This is a genomic window from Aeromonas sp. 2HA2, from assembly GCF_029237345.1.
GTDB lineage: Bacteria > Pseudomonadota > Gammaproteobacteria > Enterobacterales > Aeromonadaceae > Aeromonas > Aeromonas salmonicida.
Window position 1 is genome coordinate 61,480 of the sequence record NZ_JAACGB010000009.1, and the last position, 17,827, is coordinate 79,306.

13 protein-coding genes and 1 riboswitch are annotated in these 17,827 nt (G+C 62.0%); of the genes, 6 read left to right on the forward strand and 7 right to left on the reverse strand.

The features are described 5' to 3' along the window. Positions 1–9: 9 nt before the first annotated feature. Complete coding sequence (locus tag GWQ29_RS13180; RefSeq protein ID WP_021138329.1) at positions 10–543, forward strand: DUF4136 domain-containing protein; 534 nt, start codon at positions 10–12, stop codon at positions 541–543. Between the two features lie 67 nt (positions 544–610). On the opposite strand, the gene GWQ29_RS13185 is transcribed toward GWQ29_RS13180, so the two are convergent. Together GWQ29_RS13185 and GWQ29_RS13190 are read right to left on the reverse strand one after the other, a co-directional pair. Continuing rightward, a complete protein-coding gene (locus tag GWQ29_RS13185) occupies positions 611–907 on the reverse strand; it encodes an MliC family protein (protein WP_021138330.1) in 297 nt (98 codons plus the stop codon). A 48-nt stretch (positions 908–955) separates the two neighbouring features. Continuing rightward, positions 956–1,360: an OsmC family protein gene (locus GWQ29_RS13190; protein WP_005311765.1), complete on the reverse strand. Its 405-nt coding sequence runs from the start codon at positions 1,358–1,360 to the stop codon at positions 956–958. 309 nt (positions 1,361–1,669) lie between these two features. Between GWQ29_RS13190 and crp the strand changes: the two genes are divergently transcribed. After that, positions 1,670–2,308, forward strand: a complete 639-nt coding sequence (gene crp, locus GWQ29_RS13195) for a cAMP-activated global transcriptional regulator CRP (RefSeq protein WP_005311762.1) — start codon at positions 1,670–1,672, stop codon at positions 2,306–2,308. A 122-nt stretch (positions 2,309–2,430) separates the two neighbouring features. Then, a complete protein-coding gene (locus GWQ29_RS13200) occupies positions 2,431–3,231 on the forward strand; it encodes a putative RNA methyltransferase (protein WP_021138331.1) in 801 nt (266 codons plus the stop codon). 64 nt (positions 3,232–3,295) lie between these two features. Here the strand turns inward: GWQ29_RS13200 and GWQ29_RS13205 are convergent, their stop codons facing one another. The 4 genes from GWQ29_RS13205 to GWQ29_RS13220 form a co-directional block, all read right to left on the reverse strand. Next, the gene (locus GWQ29_RS13205) at positions 3,296–5,212 is read right to left on the reverse strand and encodes a glycoside hydrolase family 19 protein (RefSeq protein ID WP_275919605.1); all 1,917 of its coding nucleotides are present in this window, start codon (positions 5,210–5,212) and stop codon (positions 3,296–3,298) included. A gap of 82 nt (positions 5,213–5,294) precedes the next feature. After that, positions 5,295–7,670 (reverse strand): M66 family metalloprotease, encoded by a 2,376-nt coding sequence (locus GWQ29_RS13210; RefSeq protein WP_275919606.1) that lies wholly within the window; start codon positions 7,668–7,670, stop codon positions 5,295–5,297. An 87-nt stretch (positions 7,671–7,757) separates the two neighbouring features. Next, positions 7,758–10,367, reverse strand: coding sequence for a glycosyl hydrolase family 18 protein (locus GWQ29_RS13215; protein ID WP_275919607.1), 2,610 nt, complete (start codon positions 10,365–10,367; stop codon positions 7,758–7,760). Positions 10,368–10,478: 111 nt separating this feature from the next. Then, positions 10,479–10,566: riboswitch (cyclic di-GMP riboswitch) on the reverse strand. Positions 10,567–10,739: 173 nt separating this feature from the next. Beyond that, a complete protein-coding gene (locus GWQ29_RS13220) occupies positions 10,740–14,240 on the reverse strand; it encodes a PAS domain-containing hybrid sensor histidine kinase/response regulator (protein ID WP_275919608.1) in 3,501 nt (1,166 codons plus the stop codon). 222 nt (positions 14,241–14,462) lie between these two features. Here GWQ29_RS13220 and GWQ29_RS13225 point away from each other — a divergent pair, with 222 nt between their 5' ends. Genes GWQ29_RS13225 through GWQ29_RS13235 form a run of 3 tightly spaced genes read left to right on the forward strand, consistent with a single transcriptional unit; the run spans position 14,463 to position 16,526 of the window. Further along, positions 14,463–15,083, forward strand: a complete 621-nt coding sequence (locus tag GWQ29_RS13225; protein WP_265453129.1) for a DUF2975 domain-containing protein — start codon at positions 14,463–14,465, stop codon at positions 15,081–15,083. A 7-nt stretch (positions 15,084–15,090) separates the two neighbouring features. After that, positions 15,091–15,300 (forward strand): helix-turn-helix transcriptional regulator, encoded by a 210-nt coding sequence (locus GWQ29_RS13230; RefSeq protein WP_042035054.1) that lies wholly within the window; start codon positions 15,091–15,093, stop codon positions 15,298–15,300. 17 nt (positions 15,301–15,317) lie between these two features. After that, positions 15,318–16,526: a hypothetical protein gene (locus tag GWQ29_RS13235; RefSeq protein ID WP_275919609.1), complete on the forward strand. Its 1,209-nt coding sequence runs from the start codon at positions 15,318–15,320 to the stop codon at positions 16,524–16,526. A gap of 87 nt (positions 16,527–16,613) precedes the next feature. Here the strand turns inward: GWQ29_RS13235 and GWQ29_RS13240 are convergent, their stop codons facing one another. Further along, a complete protein-coding gene (locus tag GWQ29_RS13240) occupies positions 16,614–17,753 on the reverse strand; it encodes a 3-phenylpropionate MFS transporter (protein WP_275919610.1) in 1,140 nt (379 codons plus the stop codon). Positions 17,754–17,827 lie beyond the last annotated feature (74 nt).

A 17,827-nucleotide genomic window follows, 5' to 3' on the forward strand; every position in this document is an offset into this window, starting at 1 on the left:
GAGCTTATGATGCGGTTAGCGTTTATCTCTGTGGTATTGGCCGCCCTGCTGGGCGGTTGCAGCAGCGGCCCGGCCGCTCCGACCCTGGAGTCGGGCACCATGGTGGTGCGACCGGCTGCGAGCTGGCCGTTTGGTGCGACGCCGCGCTACGCGCTGGCCGAGCAGTTCCAGTATGCGGGTGAGAGTGCCGAGGGCTGGCTGGTGCCGGTTCAGCAGGCGGTCAATCAGGAGCTGGGCAGCAAGGGCTGGCAGAGCGTGCCCCTCGATGAAGCGGATCTCTGGGTCGCCATCGGTGTCGCTGGCAGCAAGGACTTGAGCGATGGCGAGATCTTCGCCCGCCTCGGCATGACCCCGGGGCTGCAAGCCAAAGTGGGGGCACGCAAGGGCACCCTGGCCATAGTCCTGCTCGACCGGCGTACCCAGCAGGCGGTGTGGAGCAGTGCCATCCAGCTCGCCAGTGACGTCGCCATCCCCGACGAATCACGCCGCCAGCTGAGCCAGCAACTGGCCGGCCAGATGCTGGACTCCCTGCCCGCCCGCTAGCACGGGTCTTTTCCCCTTGAAACAAAACGGCCTGCGAGAGCAGGCCGTTGTGATCACACCATGACGATTACTTGCGCTGACAGGTCAGCAGGGTCACATCTTTCTGACTGAGGATGGCCTGTTTCTCCTGATTCCAGAAGGTGGTGACACCATCGGAATACTTGGCGCCAGACTCCGCTTCTACCCGGCCCAGCTTGTGATACACACCGGCGTACGGGAACTGCACCATGTCGGCCTGAGCATCATAGGTAATGGCCAACAACTCTTCCCCACACTGGTACTGGCTGTACTGGTACTGGGTCGGCTGGGGCATGCTGCAGGCCGCCAGCCCCAGCAGGGGAAGTAACACTATCAAGTTTTTCATTGCACTTTCCTTATGTCATGGCGTTATCGACGGGACAAATCACAGCTATCAGGCTTCAAGAATTTGATAACTATGGGTAATTTCTACCGCTTTTTCCAACATCAGGGAGACGGAACAATACTTTTCCATCGACAGGTCCACCGCACGGGCCACCTGCTTCTCGGCCAGCCCCTTGCCGGTGACCACAAAGTTGAGGTGGATCTTCTCGAACACCCGCGGCACCGACTCCACACGCTGCCCTTCCAGTTCCACATGGCAGGCGGTCACGGATTGACGTGCCTTCTCCAAAATGGAGACAACGTCGATCGAGCTGCAGCCACCCACCGCCAGCAGGATCATCTCCATCGGGCTGGCACCTTCGCCGGGGTTGGCGCCGTCCAGGGTCACCTGATGACCGGACTCACTCTCGCCGACAAACTTCATGCCTTCCACCCAGCTGACCTTGGCTTTCATCTCACATTTCCTCTTAATGACGACATATCTGACTGACATAGCATACCCCAGACGGCGCCCAATCGGCATATGTGAGCCATTTTCGCGAACTTCGGTGCTAACTAGATCAAAATCAACATCTGATGCCCCCAAGTTCCCTAAAATGGCGCAGATAGCACAGCAGGCATCAAGGGGATCTGGCAAAAGCCCTCAAAGCCTTGTCAGCACAGACAAAGGCTCTTATCCTACTGCGACTAATACAAGGAATGGCAAGGTTGGCAGCTTGCCCGGACGCACGAGTCCATAAAAAGACACTACAGAGGAATTCTCATGGTCATTGGCAAACCGCAAAGCGATCCCACCCTGGAATGGTTCTTGTCGCACTGCCACATTCATAAGTATCCCGCCAAGAGCACCCTGATCCATGCGGGTGAGAAAGCGGAGACCCTCTACTACATCGTCAAGGGCACTGTGGCCGTCTTGATCAAGGACGATGAAGGCAAGGAGATGATCCTCTCCTATCTGAACCAGGGCGACTTCCTGGGCGAGATGGGCATGTTCGAGGAGAGCGAGAATCCAGAGCGTTCCGCCTGGGTGCGCGCCAAGGGCTCCTGTGAAGTAGCCGAGATCTCTTACAAGAAGTTCCGTCAGCTGATCCAGGTCAACCCGGACATACTGATGCGTCTCTCCGGCCAGATGGCGACCCGACTGCAGCACACCAGTCAGAAAGTCGGCAACCTGGCCTTCCTGGACGTGACAGGCCGGATCGCCCAGACCCTGCTCAATCTGGCCAAACAGCCGGACGCCATGACCCACCCGGATGGCATGCAGATCAAGATCACCCGTCAGGAGATTGGCCAGATTGTCGGCTGCTCCCGTGAAACCGTTGGCCGGATCCTCAAGATGCTCGAAGAGCAGGAGCTGATCTCCGCCCACGGCAAGACCATAGTGGTGTTTGGTACCCGCTGACAGGGTTCCCTGACGGCTCAGCACAGAGCCGTTGGATAAAAAAGGCTGCCACGGCAGCCTTTTCTGATCGTCTCCCCTATAATCGCGAACGCCCTTCCCCAGCCTCAATCAAGCGAGTGTGTATGCATCTTCAATGTCCCGTTTGCCGCAGCCCCCTGCATCTTCACGAAGCATCCCGCGGGGTCTATTGCGACAACAAGCACCATTTCGATCCGGCCCCGGAAGGGTATCTGGATCTCATTCCCGGCAAGAAGAATCCCAAGGACAGCGACAGCCGCGCCCTGATGCGCGCCAAGCGCCACTTCCTGGAACAGGGCCATCAGGCGCCGCTGGTAGACGCCATGGCGGCCTTGCTCGCCCCCCTCGGTGCCCATGAACTGATCCACCTCGGCTGCGGCGAAGGTTACTACTGCCGTGCCCTGGCCGAACGCCTGCCCGAATGGCAATTTGGCGGATTCGATCTGGCCAAAAACGCCATCTTCGCCGCCAACAAGGTACAGCCTGAAGCTCAGTTCATCATCGCCGATCCGGCTCGTGCCCCGCTGCAACCGGGCACGGCCCAGGTGCTGCTGGTCAATGATCTCAAGGTCAAGACAGAGCTGCTGGTCAGCTGGCTGGCACCGGGTGGTTACCTGCTTTACCTGCAGCCAGGCCCGCGCCACCAGTGGCAGCTGAGAGTCAGCCTCAACCCTGTCAGCATGGAGCACCCCCTCAGCTGGCCAGCCCTCGGCGGCCTCAACCCCGTGGGTCAGGAGCGTTGCCAGTTCACCATGACCATGGATCAGAGCCTGCGCAGCTTCATTCTGGAAACCAGCCGACTCGGCTGGCGGGCCAGCGCGGAGCAGCGTCACGCCTTTACCCAGCAGGGACCGGATGAACTGGAGCAGGATCTGCTGTTGAGCCTGTGGCAAAAGCCGCTCTGATTGCGCTCATTCCCATGAAAAAAGGCCCTGACGGGCCTTTTTTATTATTGAACGAATACAGACGTCACAGCTTGATCCAGGCATCCCCCCAGGCCGTGCCCTTGCCAGGCTCATAGGCCCAGGCCGCGCCAGCACACCAGCCGGTATAGGGGTGGGGCTTGCACTGGTAGTTACCTCCCAGATTGCTTACCTTGTCCCCCGCCTTGTAGGCCGTCCCTGCCTTGTAAGGGGGGTTGCCATCCGGCGGCGTAGTACCGCCACTGCCCTTGATCAGGATCTCGTGGGTCGCACTGCGACTGAGCCCCTGCTCGTCGGTTACCTTGAGCACGAAACCGTAGCGGGTGTCGCTGACCGGCGTGGCAGGCAGGGCGGTGCTCAGGGTGGACTGGGTCAGATCCGAGGCGCTGGCCCCGGCGGGCAGGGTCCAGGCGTAGCTGAGCGGCTTGCCTTCCGGATCGCTCGAACCCTGGCCGGAGAGCAGCACTGTCGCACCGCCCAGCGCCTCGCTCGGGCCGCTGATATTGGCCACCGGTGGCAGGTTGGTGCCACCGCCGTTGTCCTCGATCACCACCTCGGGGAAGAAGTGCTGCACGCACTGGCTGTAGTCCCGCGCCTTGAACGCGCTAAAGCGGGTCTGGTAACCCACCAGCTTGCAGGCGTAGCTCTTGCCGCCATTGGGATTGCCCGGCACATAGCTCCAGTCATTCTCCCAATAGATGGGCAGGGCACCGGCGCCCGCCTCGTCAAAGTACTTCATATTCTTGCAACCAAGCACCTCGTCTGCCGGCACAGGCACCCCCAGATACTGGGCCTGGGCCTGGTAGTAGGTGATGCGGTTCTGGGACTGGGCGTGTTCGGCCGTGCCACCGCACTCCACGCCGCCGTTGATGATCTGGGTGGTCACCCCGAAGCCCGGCACCAGACCATTCTGCCTGTCGTGGTCATTGGGCTGCCAGGTGCCGTCGATCACGTGCAGCATGGAGGGCTTGGGCGGCTGCGGATAGACGAAGAAGAAGACGGCACTGGCCAGGTTGAGCCAGGTGTCCGCCACTTTTTCCGGGTTGTCCAGCAGGGTACGCACTGTGCCGAACATGGCCTCGGAGAAGGGGCCGTAGTTGTAGTTGTAAGAGAGCTGCTTGGCGCCACGACCGAAGTAGCTCTTGAACTCGCCGTTCTCGAACTTGCCGCATGGCCACTGCTGACCCTGCCACACATCCGGCCGACACTCAGCGTTGTAGCCGCCGCGCATCTGCTCGGTCCAGCCCATCTCCCGCACCCAGACCAGGCCCTGGCGCCACTCGGGCTCGGGTCGCCAACTCTCGTGACCGCCGGTCTCCTGAGCGAAGTGGGCAAACATGGTGGCCAGCGACTTGCGGCAGATGGCCTCGGCATTGCGACCGTCGCTGTAATCACCGCAAAAAGCCGGGAACTTGGCCACCGCCTGCAAAAAACCGCGATAGGTGTATTCCGGGGCCCGCAGCGGGAACAGGAAGTTGAACTGGGACTCGCTGATCACCCCCTCGACCCGCTTGACGTTGGCAGGGTTGAGCGGCAACCCGGGGGCCACCGCCTCGACCACGGCATTGTCGCGGGTCGCGATGGAGGCCTTGACTGCCGCCATGGCCGGGAAGTCGGTGAGCGCTTTCTCCTTGGCATCCAGCTCGCTCTGGCTCAGGTAGACGGGCGTGCCTTCGGTGGCACCGCTGCCCCCCTCCACCGGAGGCGTGATGCCAGCGCCGTCATCGGGCGGGGTCGCCTCGCCGTCACCCATCAGGGCCCACGGAGAGTCCCATTCATTGGCCCCTTGTACCCCCGGGCTCTGGCCCGGATTGGCGTACCACTTGGCTTCATAGATCTTGCCGTTGAAACTGACCTGGCTGCCGCCACTGTAACCCTGATTGATGTCATACAGGGCGGCGGCCCACAGCTGACCGCTCAGACAGAGTCCGGCCAGCAGGCTGGCCACAGAGGACTTTCTCATCATCATCCTTACCTCTTGCTAGATAAAAGGCGGGGCTTGGCCCCCGCCTGTGGTACCTCGCATTGCGCGAGGAAAATGCGTCTCAGCGTGTCAACGGCATGCCGTTGACCGTGTAGCCGAGACCGGCCGGTGCCGGCGTGAGCAGAGCGTCACTCTGCACCTGATTGCGGCACAGCACGCTGGCGCTGCGCGGCTCGCTGGCAGTGGGCACGTTGACATGGAACTTGTTCATCACGCTGGCGCTCAGGCGGTGGTTGGCCAATCTGAAACGCAACAGCCCATCACGGGTCTCCACCTGCAATTGGCAATCCCCCGTCCCGAGCCGCTCGCTGTCATCGCCATAGGTAAAACCATAAGCACCGTGCAAGGCCGGATAGAGGTAACCGGGCAGCTGCCTCTGCGGATCGTAGTAACCGACCAGGGTCGTCACCGGCCCCCCGAAGGCGTCAGGTTTGCGCTCCACCGCCAGGTCCGCCAGCGGCCCCTCGTTCCAGCGTGCACCGTCCGAGGTGTAACTCTTCTTGAAGCCACGGGAGACGGTGATCTGCTGACCGTTGATGAAGAGGGTACTGTTGTAGCCAGCGTCGTGATCGACAGTGACGATGCGGCCACGATTGACCGCCGAGGCCAACGGCAGCTGGATGTTGCGGGTCCAGTTGCCATCCCACATGGTCACCTTGACCAGATCGTACTCGGCCAGCAGGGCGGCCAGTTTCACTTCCCCCAGATCACTCACGGGTGCCGTGATCTGCTCGGAAAGGTCGACCTTGTGACGGTAGGGCTCCATTTTGGCGCGGCTCTCGTTCCACTTGCTGAAACCCGTGGCGGAACTGGCATCAAACACCGCCTTGCTCTCGAGGAAGCGCTGGATGATGGCCGCCGAGTTGGGGGTGTAGAGCGTAAAACGGTTGAAACCGGAGAGCGGCGCACCGCCAGCCATCGCATCGAGACCAAAGGTGCGGCTGTGGAAGGGCGCCTGACACTGGCCATCCAGACAGGTGCTCTGGCCGCTGCGGGTTGCGAAGAAGTTGGGAATGAAGCGGTTCTTGTCGCCATCCCAGCCCCAGGTGGCATTGTTCTGGTCGGCGCTGCGATGCACAGAGCCGGCAAAGCCCCCCACATAGTGACCAAGGCCGTAGTTGTGACCCACCTCGTGGCTGAACTCGTTGCCAAGAGAATCGTCGAGCGTGACTATGCCGCCCCCGCCGGAGCCGCCATGTACCTTCACCCCGTTGGCGTACTTGCCGCGACTGTTGTGGGCAGCCAGCTGGGCCACTACATAGGGGTGGCTGCTCTCCCCTTCACCCGCTGTGCTGTTGATGCCGTAGTTGGCATTGTCGATGCCGTGGGAGATGAGCTCCTTGCCGATGCGCTGGCGCATGGTGCCGTCGTGCCAGCCCCCTTCGCTCGGATCAAAGTCGGTGAGCAGGGTGCCATCCGGCAGCATCACCTCGGGCAGCGACAGGGGGGCATATTGACTCACGATGAGACGGCTGGCAGGTATGGTCTGGAAGTACTCCCGATGCGCTTCGGGATCCTTGGCAAAGGCAAACTGGTTGCGCGGTGTGGTCAGCATGCCGATGTCGATGGTGTGGATCAGCAGCTCCCCCGGTGCCCCCACCTTGAGGCCCGTCAGCTCGCCGTGGAGCTGGTTATGACTGAACCACAAGCTGAGTCCAGGTACTATCCACTTGGAGGGCAGTACCCCGCTCCAGGCATCGCTGGCGTAGGTGATGCCGTTATTTTCCAGCTCACCGTCACGGATCCACTGACCGCGCACAAATTTGAATTGCTGGCTCTGACCGCGGGAGAGTGTCACCTGACGACCACTGAAAGTGACAGTCGAGTCGTAGCCGGCATTGGAAGCGAGGCGCACCATCTTGCCTTCCAGCGCCGCATCCGTCGGCAAATAAACGTTGCGCACCCAGCGCCCGTCTGCGGTCTGGATGGACACAAGCGCATGGACTCGCAACTTGCTCAGCAGGAAGGCGCCGGCCGGATCACCCAGCTTTGCCAGTTCGCTGCTGCTGTTGATGACGCCTGTGGTGCCGGGGCCCGGGGTGAAATCGACCCCCTCTTCGGGGGAACCCTCCAGGTAGTAAGCGGTTTTGGGTAGTTTAGAGGGTGGGTTGAGTCCCATTGAGCCGAGCAACTTACCCGTCCCATCATAGGCCATCACCACCATGGGAGCTGTGCTGTCGGCTTGCATCGGTCTGACCAGCAACAGGCTCTTGCGCAGGGCGGTGAGACGGGGCTGATTGTCCCCCTCACGAGGATGGGCCGGCAGGATCTGGCTCTGGGCAAACTGCACCCTGGCCGCCAAGGATCCTTGCAAGTCATTCTGTGGGGTTGTGCCGTCGAATACCAGGGCAGGGACTGCCTGAGTGGCGGCCAGCAGAGAACCGCTTGCCAGCACTGCGGTGATCAGGCTGGCAATACGGGTAGTGTGTATGGTCATCATGACGCTCGCTGTTGTGGTGGGAAAAAGAAGGGGCATGCCAAGCATGCCCCGGTTGGTTCACAGAAAGGCTAGTTGACAGAAAGGTTAATTACAGGTGGCAGCGCCCAGGTCTTGCCAGACGTCGTGCTGGCCGGGCTCATTGCCACGGGTCCAGTACTGGGCCTTCCACTGATGGCCGTTGTGGGTGGTCAGGTCACCTGCGTTGTAGGCCACACCGGCATCCCAGCCCAGCTGCACCAGGCTTGTCAGCTTCCACTGATCGGCGTTGCGACTCGGCTCATTGCCCTGGGTCCAGTACTTGGCCTGCCACACCAGCTGGTTGTGGCTCACCTTCTCGCCACCGTTGTAGGTAGTCGCGGCTTTCCAGGCCGGCCAGTTGGCCGCATCCGGATCGGTAGCCCCACACTCGCCTCCCCCGCTGACCGGGGTCACGGTGAGACGGGTCTTGCCCTGGGCATCCAGCACGCCGTCGGTCACTGTGACAGTGAGGTCGTAGCCGGTCGCCTCGGTCACGCTGGGACCGGTAACCACCAAAGTGCTGCTGTTCTGACCACTGGCGGTCAGGCCTGCCGGCACGCTCCACTGATAGCTGAGGGTGTCACCGTTGGGATCGGTGGCGTTGGCAGTGATGCTCACCTGCTTGCCTGCCTCTACCGAGACCTTGTCCTGCACCGTCACCACAGGTGGCAGATTGGGTTGCGGCGCCTTGTTGGTCACCACTACCTGATCCTTGGCACTGAGGTTGTGGTCGTCGGTCACCGTCAGTTCGAACACCAGATTCACGTCCTGGCTGACCGCATCGACGCTCACCTTGGCCTTGGCCTGGTTGGCATCGCTCAGAGTCGCCTTGGGACCCGATACCTGAGTCCAGCTGTAGTTCAGCACGGCCCCTTCCGGATCGCGGGAGGAGGAACCGTCCAGCACCAGCTCTGCCGGGCCCGTCACGGCAAGATCATTGCCAGCGTTGGCAACCGGCGGCTTGTTGACCGGCGGTGTGCTATCGCCGTGGCCCAGCCCCTCGTGCATGGCGTTGAGAATGTCGCCGTTGTCGGCGTCGATTTCCCAGGCAAACAGGCCGCCGAGCTGGTTGGCCAGCACATACTGTCCCTTGGCCTTGACCGAACGGTCGTCATCGAAGGTGATGAGCTCACCGGTGGATGCCTTGAACACATAGGGTGCCTCGGCCACTTCGTCATAGCTGTACTGCCAGTCACCGGCCATCTTGCCCTTGGCGATGCCACGGTAGTCGATGACCCCCTTCTCCCAGATCCCTTCCGCTTCGGTGCCCGCTATGGGGCCGGTGGCGGTGCCGGTGAAGGGATTGTTGCCCTGATAACCGCTGACGCCGGTCCAGCCACGGCCATACATGGCCGCGCCAACCACTACTTTGCCCGGTTCGACGCCCTGACCCAGCAGTGCCTTCACCCCCTTGTCCGTGGTGTAGCGGGTATCGGGATCCCAGCTAGCGTCATACAAGGCGGTCTGGTGACCCAGCTCGGTGTTGGTCCAGGCGCCGTTGAAGTCGTAGCTCATCAGGAAGATGTGATTCATGTATTGCTGGGCGGCGCGGTAATCCACCTTGGCAATCTTGTCATCGCCGGCGCTGATGGCGGAGGTGAGCTCGTAGGTGCGGCCCGTCTCTGCACTCAGCTCGTCGAGCATGGCGCGCAGCTCCTTCATCAAGAGCACATAGGTCTCGCCATCGGAGGCATTGCCAAGATCCGGGTTGGCTCCCTGGCCACCCGGGAACTCCCAGTCGATGTCCACCCCGTCGAAGAATTTCCAGGTTTGCAGGTACTCTTTCACCGAGGCGACGAAGGTGTCGCGCTTGGTCTTGTCACCAAAGAAGAAGAAGGGGTCGGAGAGGGTCCAGCCGCCGATGGAGGGGAGAATCTTCAGGTCAGGATAGGCCTGTTTGAGCGCCATCAGGTTGCCGAAGTTGCCCTTGTAGGGCTCGTCATAGGCGGTGAGATTGCCCTGCCCCATCTGGATGGCAGCCCAGGGATCGTGGATGGAGACCTTGAAGTCCTCCCGCCCGGCGCAGGAGCGTTGCAGCGCCTCGAAACTGCCGGAGATGGACTTGAGACTGTCGTTGATGCCATTGCCGCCACAGATGGGGGTAAAGCCGTAAAGAATGTGAGTCAGGTTCTGGGCCGGGACCTTGTCCACGGTGAACTTGCGGCCATAGACGCCCCACTCCACATAGTAGGCCCCCACCACCTTGCCGGATTTGTTGGCGTAAGGTTTGTTGTTCTCCTGCAACGGTGCCTTGAGCGGCACCAGATGGCTGCCATCGGTGTCGGCCACCAGAATTTCTTTCTTGTCGGAGAGGGTGCAACCATCGGCATTGCACAGGGCCACCTGCATCTGGTAGCGGCCCCCCTTGGTCACCTTGAAGTTGGCGGTGCCGGAGGCTGACGCGGCGCCGGACCACACCTCCTGGCCATCGAGCAGCACCTTGGCCGTCTGGCCAACGTCACCGGACCAGAGGTTCCAGCTCACGCTGACCGGCGCGCCATCGGCATGTACCTTGACCAGTTTGTTGTAGGAGGTGGCGGCTTGATCGACTTCGACGATGGCGAACTTGGTTTCGCCCCATCCGATGGTGGGTTTGCCGGGGGCGGCAGCGAAGGCGGAGGAGGCACACAGACCCCCGACCAACAACGCCAGTACTGAGGGTTTTGGACTTAACATAGTTGAATATCCTTATTTCGTTCTTGGAATTAACAACGAAAAAGGCAACGCCAACCAGACAGGTAACGCAGACAACATCGCGCCATGGCTTGGCCCATGGACGAAACAACCTGTGGTGGCCCCGCTATCTTAGGTACTGCTGACCCTTAGACCGGAAGCTTTGCGTCCCGGACTTTCGTCCGGTTTGCCTTTTGCACAACTTGATTTGCGACAAAAAATAATCGCCGGTTGAATATAAGGAGTTAAACGAGGAAGGGCAAACCCCTGGCAGGTTATTAATAAGCCACTTTTTATCGGAAAATAGCCCCAAACGAGAAGAAAAGACGCTTTGTTGTGTAAGAAAGCGCCGATCTTGACGTCTCGGGGCTGAGATTAAAAATCAGACGAATTACTTGTTTCGTGATCATCATCAAGTTTGGCAGGCCGCAATATGCTGTTCATCAGCGCACGCAACTTGAGCGGTTTGACCGGTTTGCTGATGTAGCCGTAGCCGTGTTCACGGATCTGCGCCTGCAACTCGCTCTTGCGATCCGCACTGATGATGATGCCGCCAATGTCGTTGCCATGGGCGAGGCGCAGCATGTGCAGGGCCTGCAACCCTGTCTTGCCGTCATCCAGGTGGTAATCGGAGAGCACCAGCTGCGGCAGGAAACCGCCGGCGATGAGATCCTCCGCCTGAGCCTGGCTCTGGGCACACACCACCTCGCAGCCCCAACGCCCCAGCAGGGAGTGCATGGCGATGAGAATATCGCCCTCGTTGTCGATGCAAAGCACCCGAACCCCTTCCAGTTGGCTATCCCGCAGGGCGGGTGCCGCCACTTGCGTCGTTGCGACAGGGCGGGTCGCCAGATTGAGGGTGATGGCAAACACGGATCCCGCCCCCGGCCAGCTGCGCAGGGTCAGGTTGTGGCCCAGCACCAGGGCGATGCCGCGGGCGATGGCGAGCCCCAGACCCAACCCCTGCTCCTTGGCGGTGCGGGAGTGATCGAGGCGGGAAAACTCGTCGAAAATCGCCTCCTGCTTGTCGAGCGGTATGCCGGGACCGTTGTCCCACACCTCGATGCGCACCTTGTCCCCCAGACGGCGACAACCGAGCAGCACACGGCCGCCCGGGTTGTAGCGAAACGCATTGGTGAGGAAGTTTTGCAACACTCGTCGCAGCAAACGCACGTCGCTGTAAACCGCGAGCCGACTCTCCACCACCGAGAACTGAATGCCCCCCGCCTGGGCCAGCACCCCGAACTCCGCCTTGAGGTTGTCGAACACGTCGTGCAGGGCGAAATCGAGCTTTTTGGCCTTGAACTTGCCCGCCTCGAGCCGCGAGATGTCGAGCAGATCCGTGATGAGATCCTCGGTCGCCCCCAGCGCATCGTCGATGTGACGGGCGATGCGGGCCGTCTCATCCCGGGGGGGCAGCATCTCCAGCAGGGAAGAAGTAAACAGCTTGGCCGCATTGAGGGGCTGGGTCAGATCGTGGCTCACCGCCGCCAGGAAGCGGCTCTTGGAGTGGTTGGCCCGCTCCACCTGCTGGTTCACCAGCAGCAGTTGGCGGTTGAGCTCCGACAGCTCGTGGGTACGCTCGGCCACCCGCGCCTCCAGGTGTTCGTTGGCTTCCCGCAGCACCCGTTCGGCGTCGCGAAACGGGGTGATGTCGGTAAAGGTCATGACGAAACCGCCGGCCGGCATGGGGTTGCCCTGCATCTCGATCACCCGGCCATCGGGTCGCTCCCGCGCCGAAATATGAGGGCTGCCACGCTGCATGAAGGCCACCCGCCGCGCCACCTGGGCCTCGATATCTCCCGGGCCGCACAACCCCTGCTCGGCGTTGTAGCGGATGATCTCCTCGATGGATCGCCCCATCTGGATGAGGCCGGGCGGGTAGTGGAACAGCTCTATGTAGCGCCGGTTCCAGGCCACCAGCTTGAGCTCTCTGTCCACCACGGAAATCCCCTGCCCCATGTGCTCTATGGCCCCCTGCAGCAGGCCGCGGTTGAAGCGAAACACGTCGGAGGCCTCGTCCACTATGGTGGCGATCTCTTCGAGCTGCATGTTGCGCCCCTGCAGGGCCGAGGCCAGCACCAGCCGGGCGGACGAGGTACCGAACACCCCAGCCAGCAGCCGCTCCGTATGGGCGATAAGCTCAGCCGAGGCCTGCATCTGGGGCGCCAAAGTGCCGCCCCGCTCGCCGGCGAAGCGACCGAAGGCCCGCTTGACCCGGCTAGAACCGACGAAGCGGGCCGCCAGCATCTCCAGCTCCTTGACCGAGACCCGCGCCTGATAGAGGGCCGCCGTATCCCGGCTCGGCTTGCCGACAAAGTTGGCCGCCTGCAGCCGCTCGCTCACCGCCGCCCGCGACAGCAGGGATCCCGCCACATAGCCGAGCAGGTTGAGCAAGAGGCTCAGGAAGATGCACCAGGCTCCCAGACTCAGATCGCGAAACGCGGGCCAGTCCGGCGGTGCCAGCAACGCCTCCAGCGGCGAGCCGGCCAGCAGGCCGCTCTCCGCCAGCAGGGTGACAAACCAGAGGCTGACCCCGAGGGCGAGGCCGAGATAGACCCCCTTGCGGTTGCCGTGCCGCCAGTAGAGGCCGAGCAGCAGAGCCGGCGCGAACTGGGCCACGGCGCCGAACGACAGATAGCCGATACGCGACAGACTGGTGAGATCCCCAAGCCAGAGGTAGAGCCCCCAGGCCGCCAGCAGGATCAACAGGATGGCGCCCCGGCGTACCTGCAGCAGCAGTCGCACCAGCCGCTCGTCCCGCCCCTGCTGCCAGAAGCGGCGCAGCAGCACAGGCAGCACCAGATCGTTGCTGACCATGATGGCCAGGGCGATGGTGGAGACGATCACCATGCCAGTGGCCGCCGAAGTACCGCCGAGAAACGCCAGCATCGCCATGCCGTCGAAACCGAGCGACATGGGCAGGCTGATCACATAGGTATCGGATGCCATGCCGGCCCCCACCCACTGCTTGCCCGCCAGCGCCAGCGGCCAGATGAAGAGTCCCATCAGGAACAGGTAGAGCGGGAACAGCCAGCGCGCCCAGTGCAGATCCTGGCCCTGGTTGTTCTCCACCACTGTCACGTGAAACTGGCGTGGCAGGCAGATGACAGCGCACATGGCGACCAGGGTGTAGATGGCAAGCTCCAGCAGGCTGCCCGGCGTCACCGCCACCACGGCATCGAGAAAGTCGCTGGCCACCAGAGTACGGGCCTGACTCGGCTTGCTGAGGATAAGCCAGAGTGCAAAGCCCCCCACCGCCATGAAGGCGAGCAGCTTGACCACGGATTCGAAGGCGATGGCCACCACCATGCCTCTGTGGTGCTCGGTGGCGTCCAGGTGGCGGGTACCGAACAGTATGCTGAACAGGGCCAGCAGCAGGGTGACCCCCAGTGCCAGCTCGGCCGTGTTGCCGGTCGGTCCCGCTGGCACCGAGTTGGCCATCAGCAGATCCAGCCCGGTGACGATCGCTTTGAGCTGCAACACCAGATAGGGCAGCACCCCTATGATGGCAACCAGACTTATCAGCATGGCGAGACGCTGGGACTTGCCATAGCGGGCGGCGATGAAGTCGGCGATGGAGGTGATGTGCTCGCGCTTGGCCACCAGTATGAGGCGGGCCAGCAGGCGCCAGCCGAACAGAAACACCAGCATGGGACCCAGATAGATGGGCACCGGCGACCAGGGGGATTCGCTGGCCTGACCGACGGTGCCGAAGAAGGTCCAGGAGGTGCAGTAGACCGCCAGCGACAGGCTGTAGAGCAGGGGTTGCCCCTTGAGACGGCGGCGCTTGCTCTTGTCAGCCACATAGGCGATCAGAAACAGCAGCCCCAGATAGGCGAGCGACAACCCGATCAGCAGCCATCCCTGGTGCATCTGTAACCTCTTGTCCATGTTGAATATTTAAGCGCGGCAGCTGCCAGTCTAGAGAGGTGCCCGGAAAATGTCATCTCCTTCTTGCCAGTCAATCCTTATCGTTTTTCAATAAAAAACCCTTGACGCAATATCGAAAAACGATAAACATTGGCGTCGAGTTATCGATAAACAGTAAGCAAATGCCGCCTTGTGCGGCCCATGGCGTCTATCACGAGGTATAGGATGAAATACAACAAGCTCGAACGCATGAGCAGCCTGATCGAATGGATCCTGCTGTTCGCCCTGCTGGCCACCCCGATCATGACGGTGCTGGGTACCTGGTCCCATCTGCTCGGCGGCAGCGACTACCTGCAGGATCAGCTGATCAATGCGCTGGCTCTGGAGGGTGACAAGGTGCTCAACGGCGTGCCGCTGACCATGGGGGAGGCTACCGCCGTCCAACAGGCAGCCCCCACCCCCTCGCTCAGCGACTATCCGCTTGACCTGGGCACGCGCCTGCTGGCTACCCTGGTCATGCTGCTGCCGGATCTGGTGTTCATGCTGATCCTGTGGCAACTGCACCAGCTGTTTCGCGGCTATCGGCACGCCATGCTGTTCACCTTCAGCCAGATCCGCCGCTACCGGCTGATCGGCCTGCTGCTATGCGCCAGCTTCGTCACCAAGATCATCACGACCCCGCTGCTGGACACAGTGCTCACCCTGCCAGGCCCCGAGCTGCACGGCACTATCAACATAGGCTCATCGGACTTCCAGTTGCTGCTGGCCGGCTTGATTGTCTCGGCACTGGCCCTGGTGATGCGCGAGGCCAAACAGCTGGCCGACGAACAACAACTGACGGTGTGAGGATCCCATGCCCATCATAATCCGGCTCGACGCCCTGCTGGCCGAGCGCAAGATGACAGCCCGTGAACTGGCCCAGCGGGTCGACATCACAGAGGCCAACCTCTCCATCCTCAAGAACGGTCATGCCAAAGCGGTCCGCTTCTCCACCCTGGAAGCCATCTGCCGCGAGCTGGGCTGCCAGCCGGGCGACCTGCTGGGCTATGAGCAAGCGCGCTAACCCGCAGGAACGACGCCATGACCCTTCCACCCGTCATCCAGAGTCTGTTGCTGCTCCCCTTCTGGGGAGCAGCCGTCGAGGCCCCGCCCGGCCCAGGCTATCAGCTCATGGCCAGCGCCAAACCCGACACCCTGCTGATCCGCTTCACCCCGGAAGGGGCACAACCTTTCACTCTTCTGCCTGCCCGTACCTTGCGCGGCACACCACAACAGGGGTTGCCTGCTCTTACCTGTCTGGAGAGCGGCGCCAGGGTCAAGCCGGGCCAGCCCATCCGGTGCCGCGAGCTGAGCTGGCAGGTGACGCTCAAGCCTGTGCCTGCTACCGGGGCCGATGCCTCTGCCCAGCAGAGCCTCTACTTTCCGCAAGGCGGCTGGCTGGTCACCGAATGGGGGAATTTCCCGCGCCAGCAGGGTGCACAACCGGGTCAGGTGTGTCTGCCGGATGGCCGGTGCCACCCCATGCCCCGCATGGACGAGCCGCCACTGATCCTGCCCTTCGCCCTGCCAGCGACAACCCAGTCTCGGCAGGGAGCACGTCTGCAGATCCATCACGATGGGGTGGCCGGGGCGCTGAATATCGCCAGCCTGCAAAAGAAGCTGGAGGCCATCATCGATTACCTCGCCTTTCAGCTCGATGCCCCGCCCCCACGCCAGCCCTGGCAACTGGTGTGGCTGGCGCGCGACATCAGTACCCACTCGCTGGGAGGCGCCGCCGGTGCCGGGGCTTTTGTCGCCAACTATCCGGTCAGCGACACCCAGCCCACCGCCGATGCCCCACTGCGTCTGCTGCGCACCAGTGCCCACGAGGCGGTGCACATGCTCGACACCCGGGCCAGACCGACCTGGGTCGCCGAGAGCCTGGCGGAGTACCTTGCCATCAAGTCGCTGCACCGCTTCCGTCTGGACACCACCACGGCCGCCGACGAGCTGGTGCAGCGCGAAGACCGTCTGCCCCATGCCAAGACAGGCCTCTATCGGGCCAGTGATGCGGTCAAGGCGGGAGATCTCTCCTACTATCCCCTTTTCTACGTGAAAGGGAGCGCCTTCTGGGAGGCACTGGACCTGGCCCTGCAACGCCATCACCGTACCCTGTCGGCACTTTTGCCGCATCTCTCCTGGCAAGAGGATGGTCGCTTCGATGCAGCCTCCAGCACCTTGCTGGCGGGCACCCTGGGTGCCGAAGTCTGGCATTCCCTGATCCGCCGCTATCTGAGCGAGCCAGCGTGAGGCGAGAGACATGCAAAAAGGGGAGCACATGCTCCCCTTCACTTTGTCTGGCACCTTCATGTTCGGCCAAGACATTGTCGGCCAAGATCAGGCGGAGGCCGCCTCGCCAGGGCGCAGCCGCAGGAAGAAAACGGGCACCACCACCAGCACCATGATGAAGAAGATGCCGCCACCGAGAGTCTCGAACAGCAGGCCAGAGAGTGTCATCAGGGCGGCCACCGTCATGCCGAGACCGAGCGCCGCGTAGAGTGCCTGGGTGGGGATCAGCTGCTCCGTCGGCAACTGACGGGTCATGAAGCGCACGGCGCCGAGATGACTGACGCAGAAGGTGACCGCATGAAGCAATTGGCCCGCCACCAGCACCACCATATCGGTGGAAGCGCCGAGCAGGCTCCAGCGCACCACGCACCCGATCGCCCCCACCAGAAACAGGCTCTGGGCGCCGAACCGGTTGAGAAAGCGCTTGTCGGCGGCGAACATGCCGATCTCCGCCACCACCCCCAGCGCCCACAGATAGCCTATGGTGGTACCGCTGTAACCCGCTGCCTTCCAGTGCATGGCACTGAAACCGTAGTAGGCGGCATGGCTGCCCTGCAGCAGGGCCGAGATCAACAGAAAGCGGCGCACCGAAGGGGACTTGAGGGTATCGAGCAGGGAGGCTTTCGCCCGCTCTCCCTGAATGTCGCGGGGCGCCGGATACAGCGGCAACCAGCTGAGCAACAGCATGAGCAGCAATCCCGCCACCATGGTATGCAGCACCCAGTCGCTGCCAAAATTCCCCACCAGCGATCCCACCAGAGTAGATGCAACGATGAAAGCGAACGAGCCACACAGCCGCACCTTGCCGTAATCGAGATGGGCCTGCACCACCATGCGGGTAGCCAGTGCCTCCCCCACCGGCATCAGTGTCGGGTAGATGAAATTCGCCACCAGGGTCAGGCCCACCAGCCACCAGAGGTTATGGCTCAGATAAAAGCCGAGGAAAGCCAGCAGACTCAGCAGACAGAGCAGCCGGGTGATGGGCAGCAGGTGCCCCGCCCCCTTGATCTGCCCCATCACCAACAGGTTGCCAGCGAAGCGGATCGCCATCCCGGCTCCCAGCAACAGACCTATCATCTCGGCGCTCACGCCGATCCCCTCCAGCCAGAGCGACCAGAACGGCAGATAGGCACCATAGACGAAGTAGAAGGCGCCAAAGAACAGGGCTAACCAGGAGAAGGCGGGCATAGATCCTCGACAGCGGGAAGAAGGGGCACAAATGATAACCGATTTGCAGGGGAGGATCCTGCGATCCCGAGGGG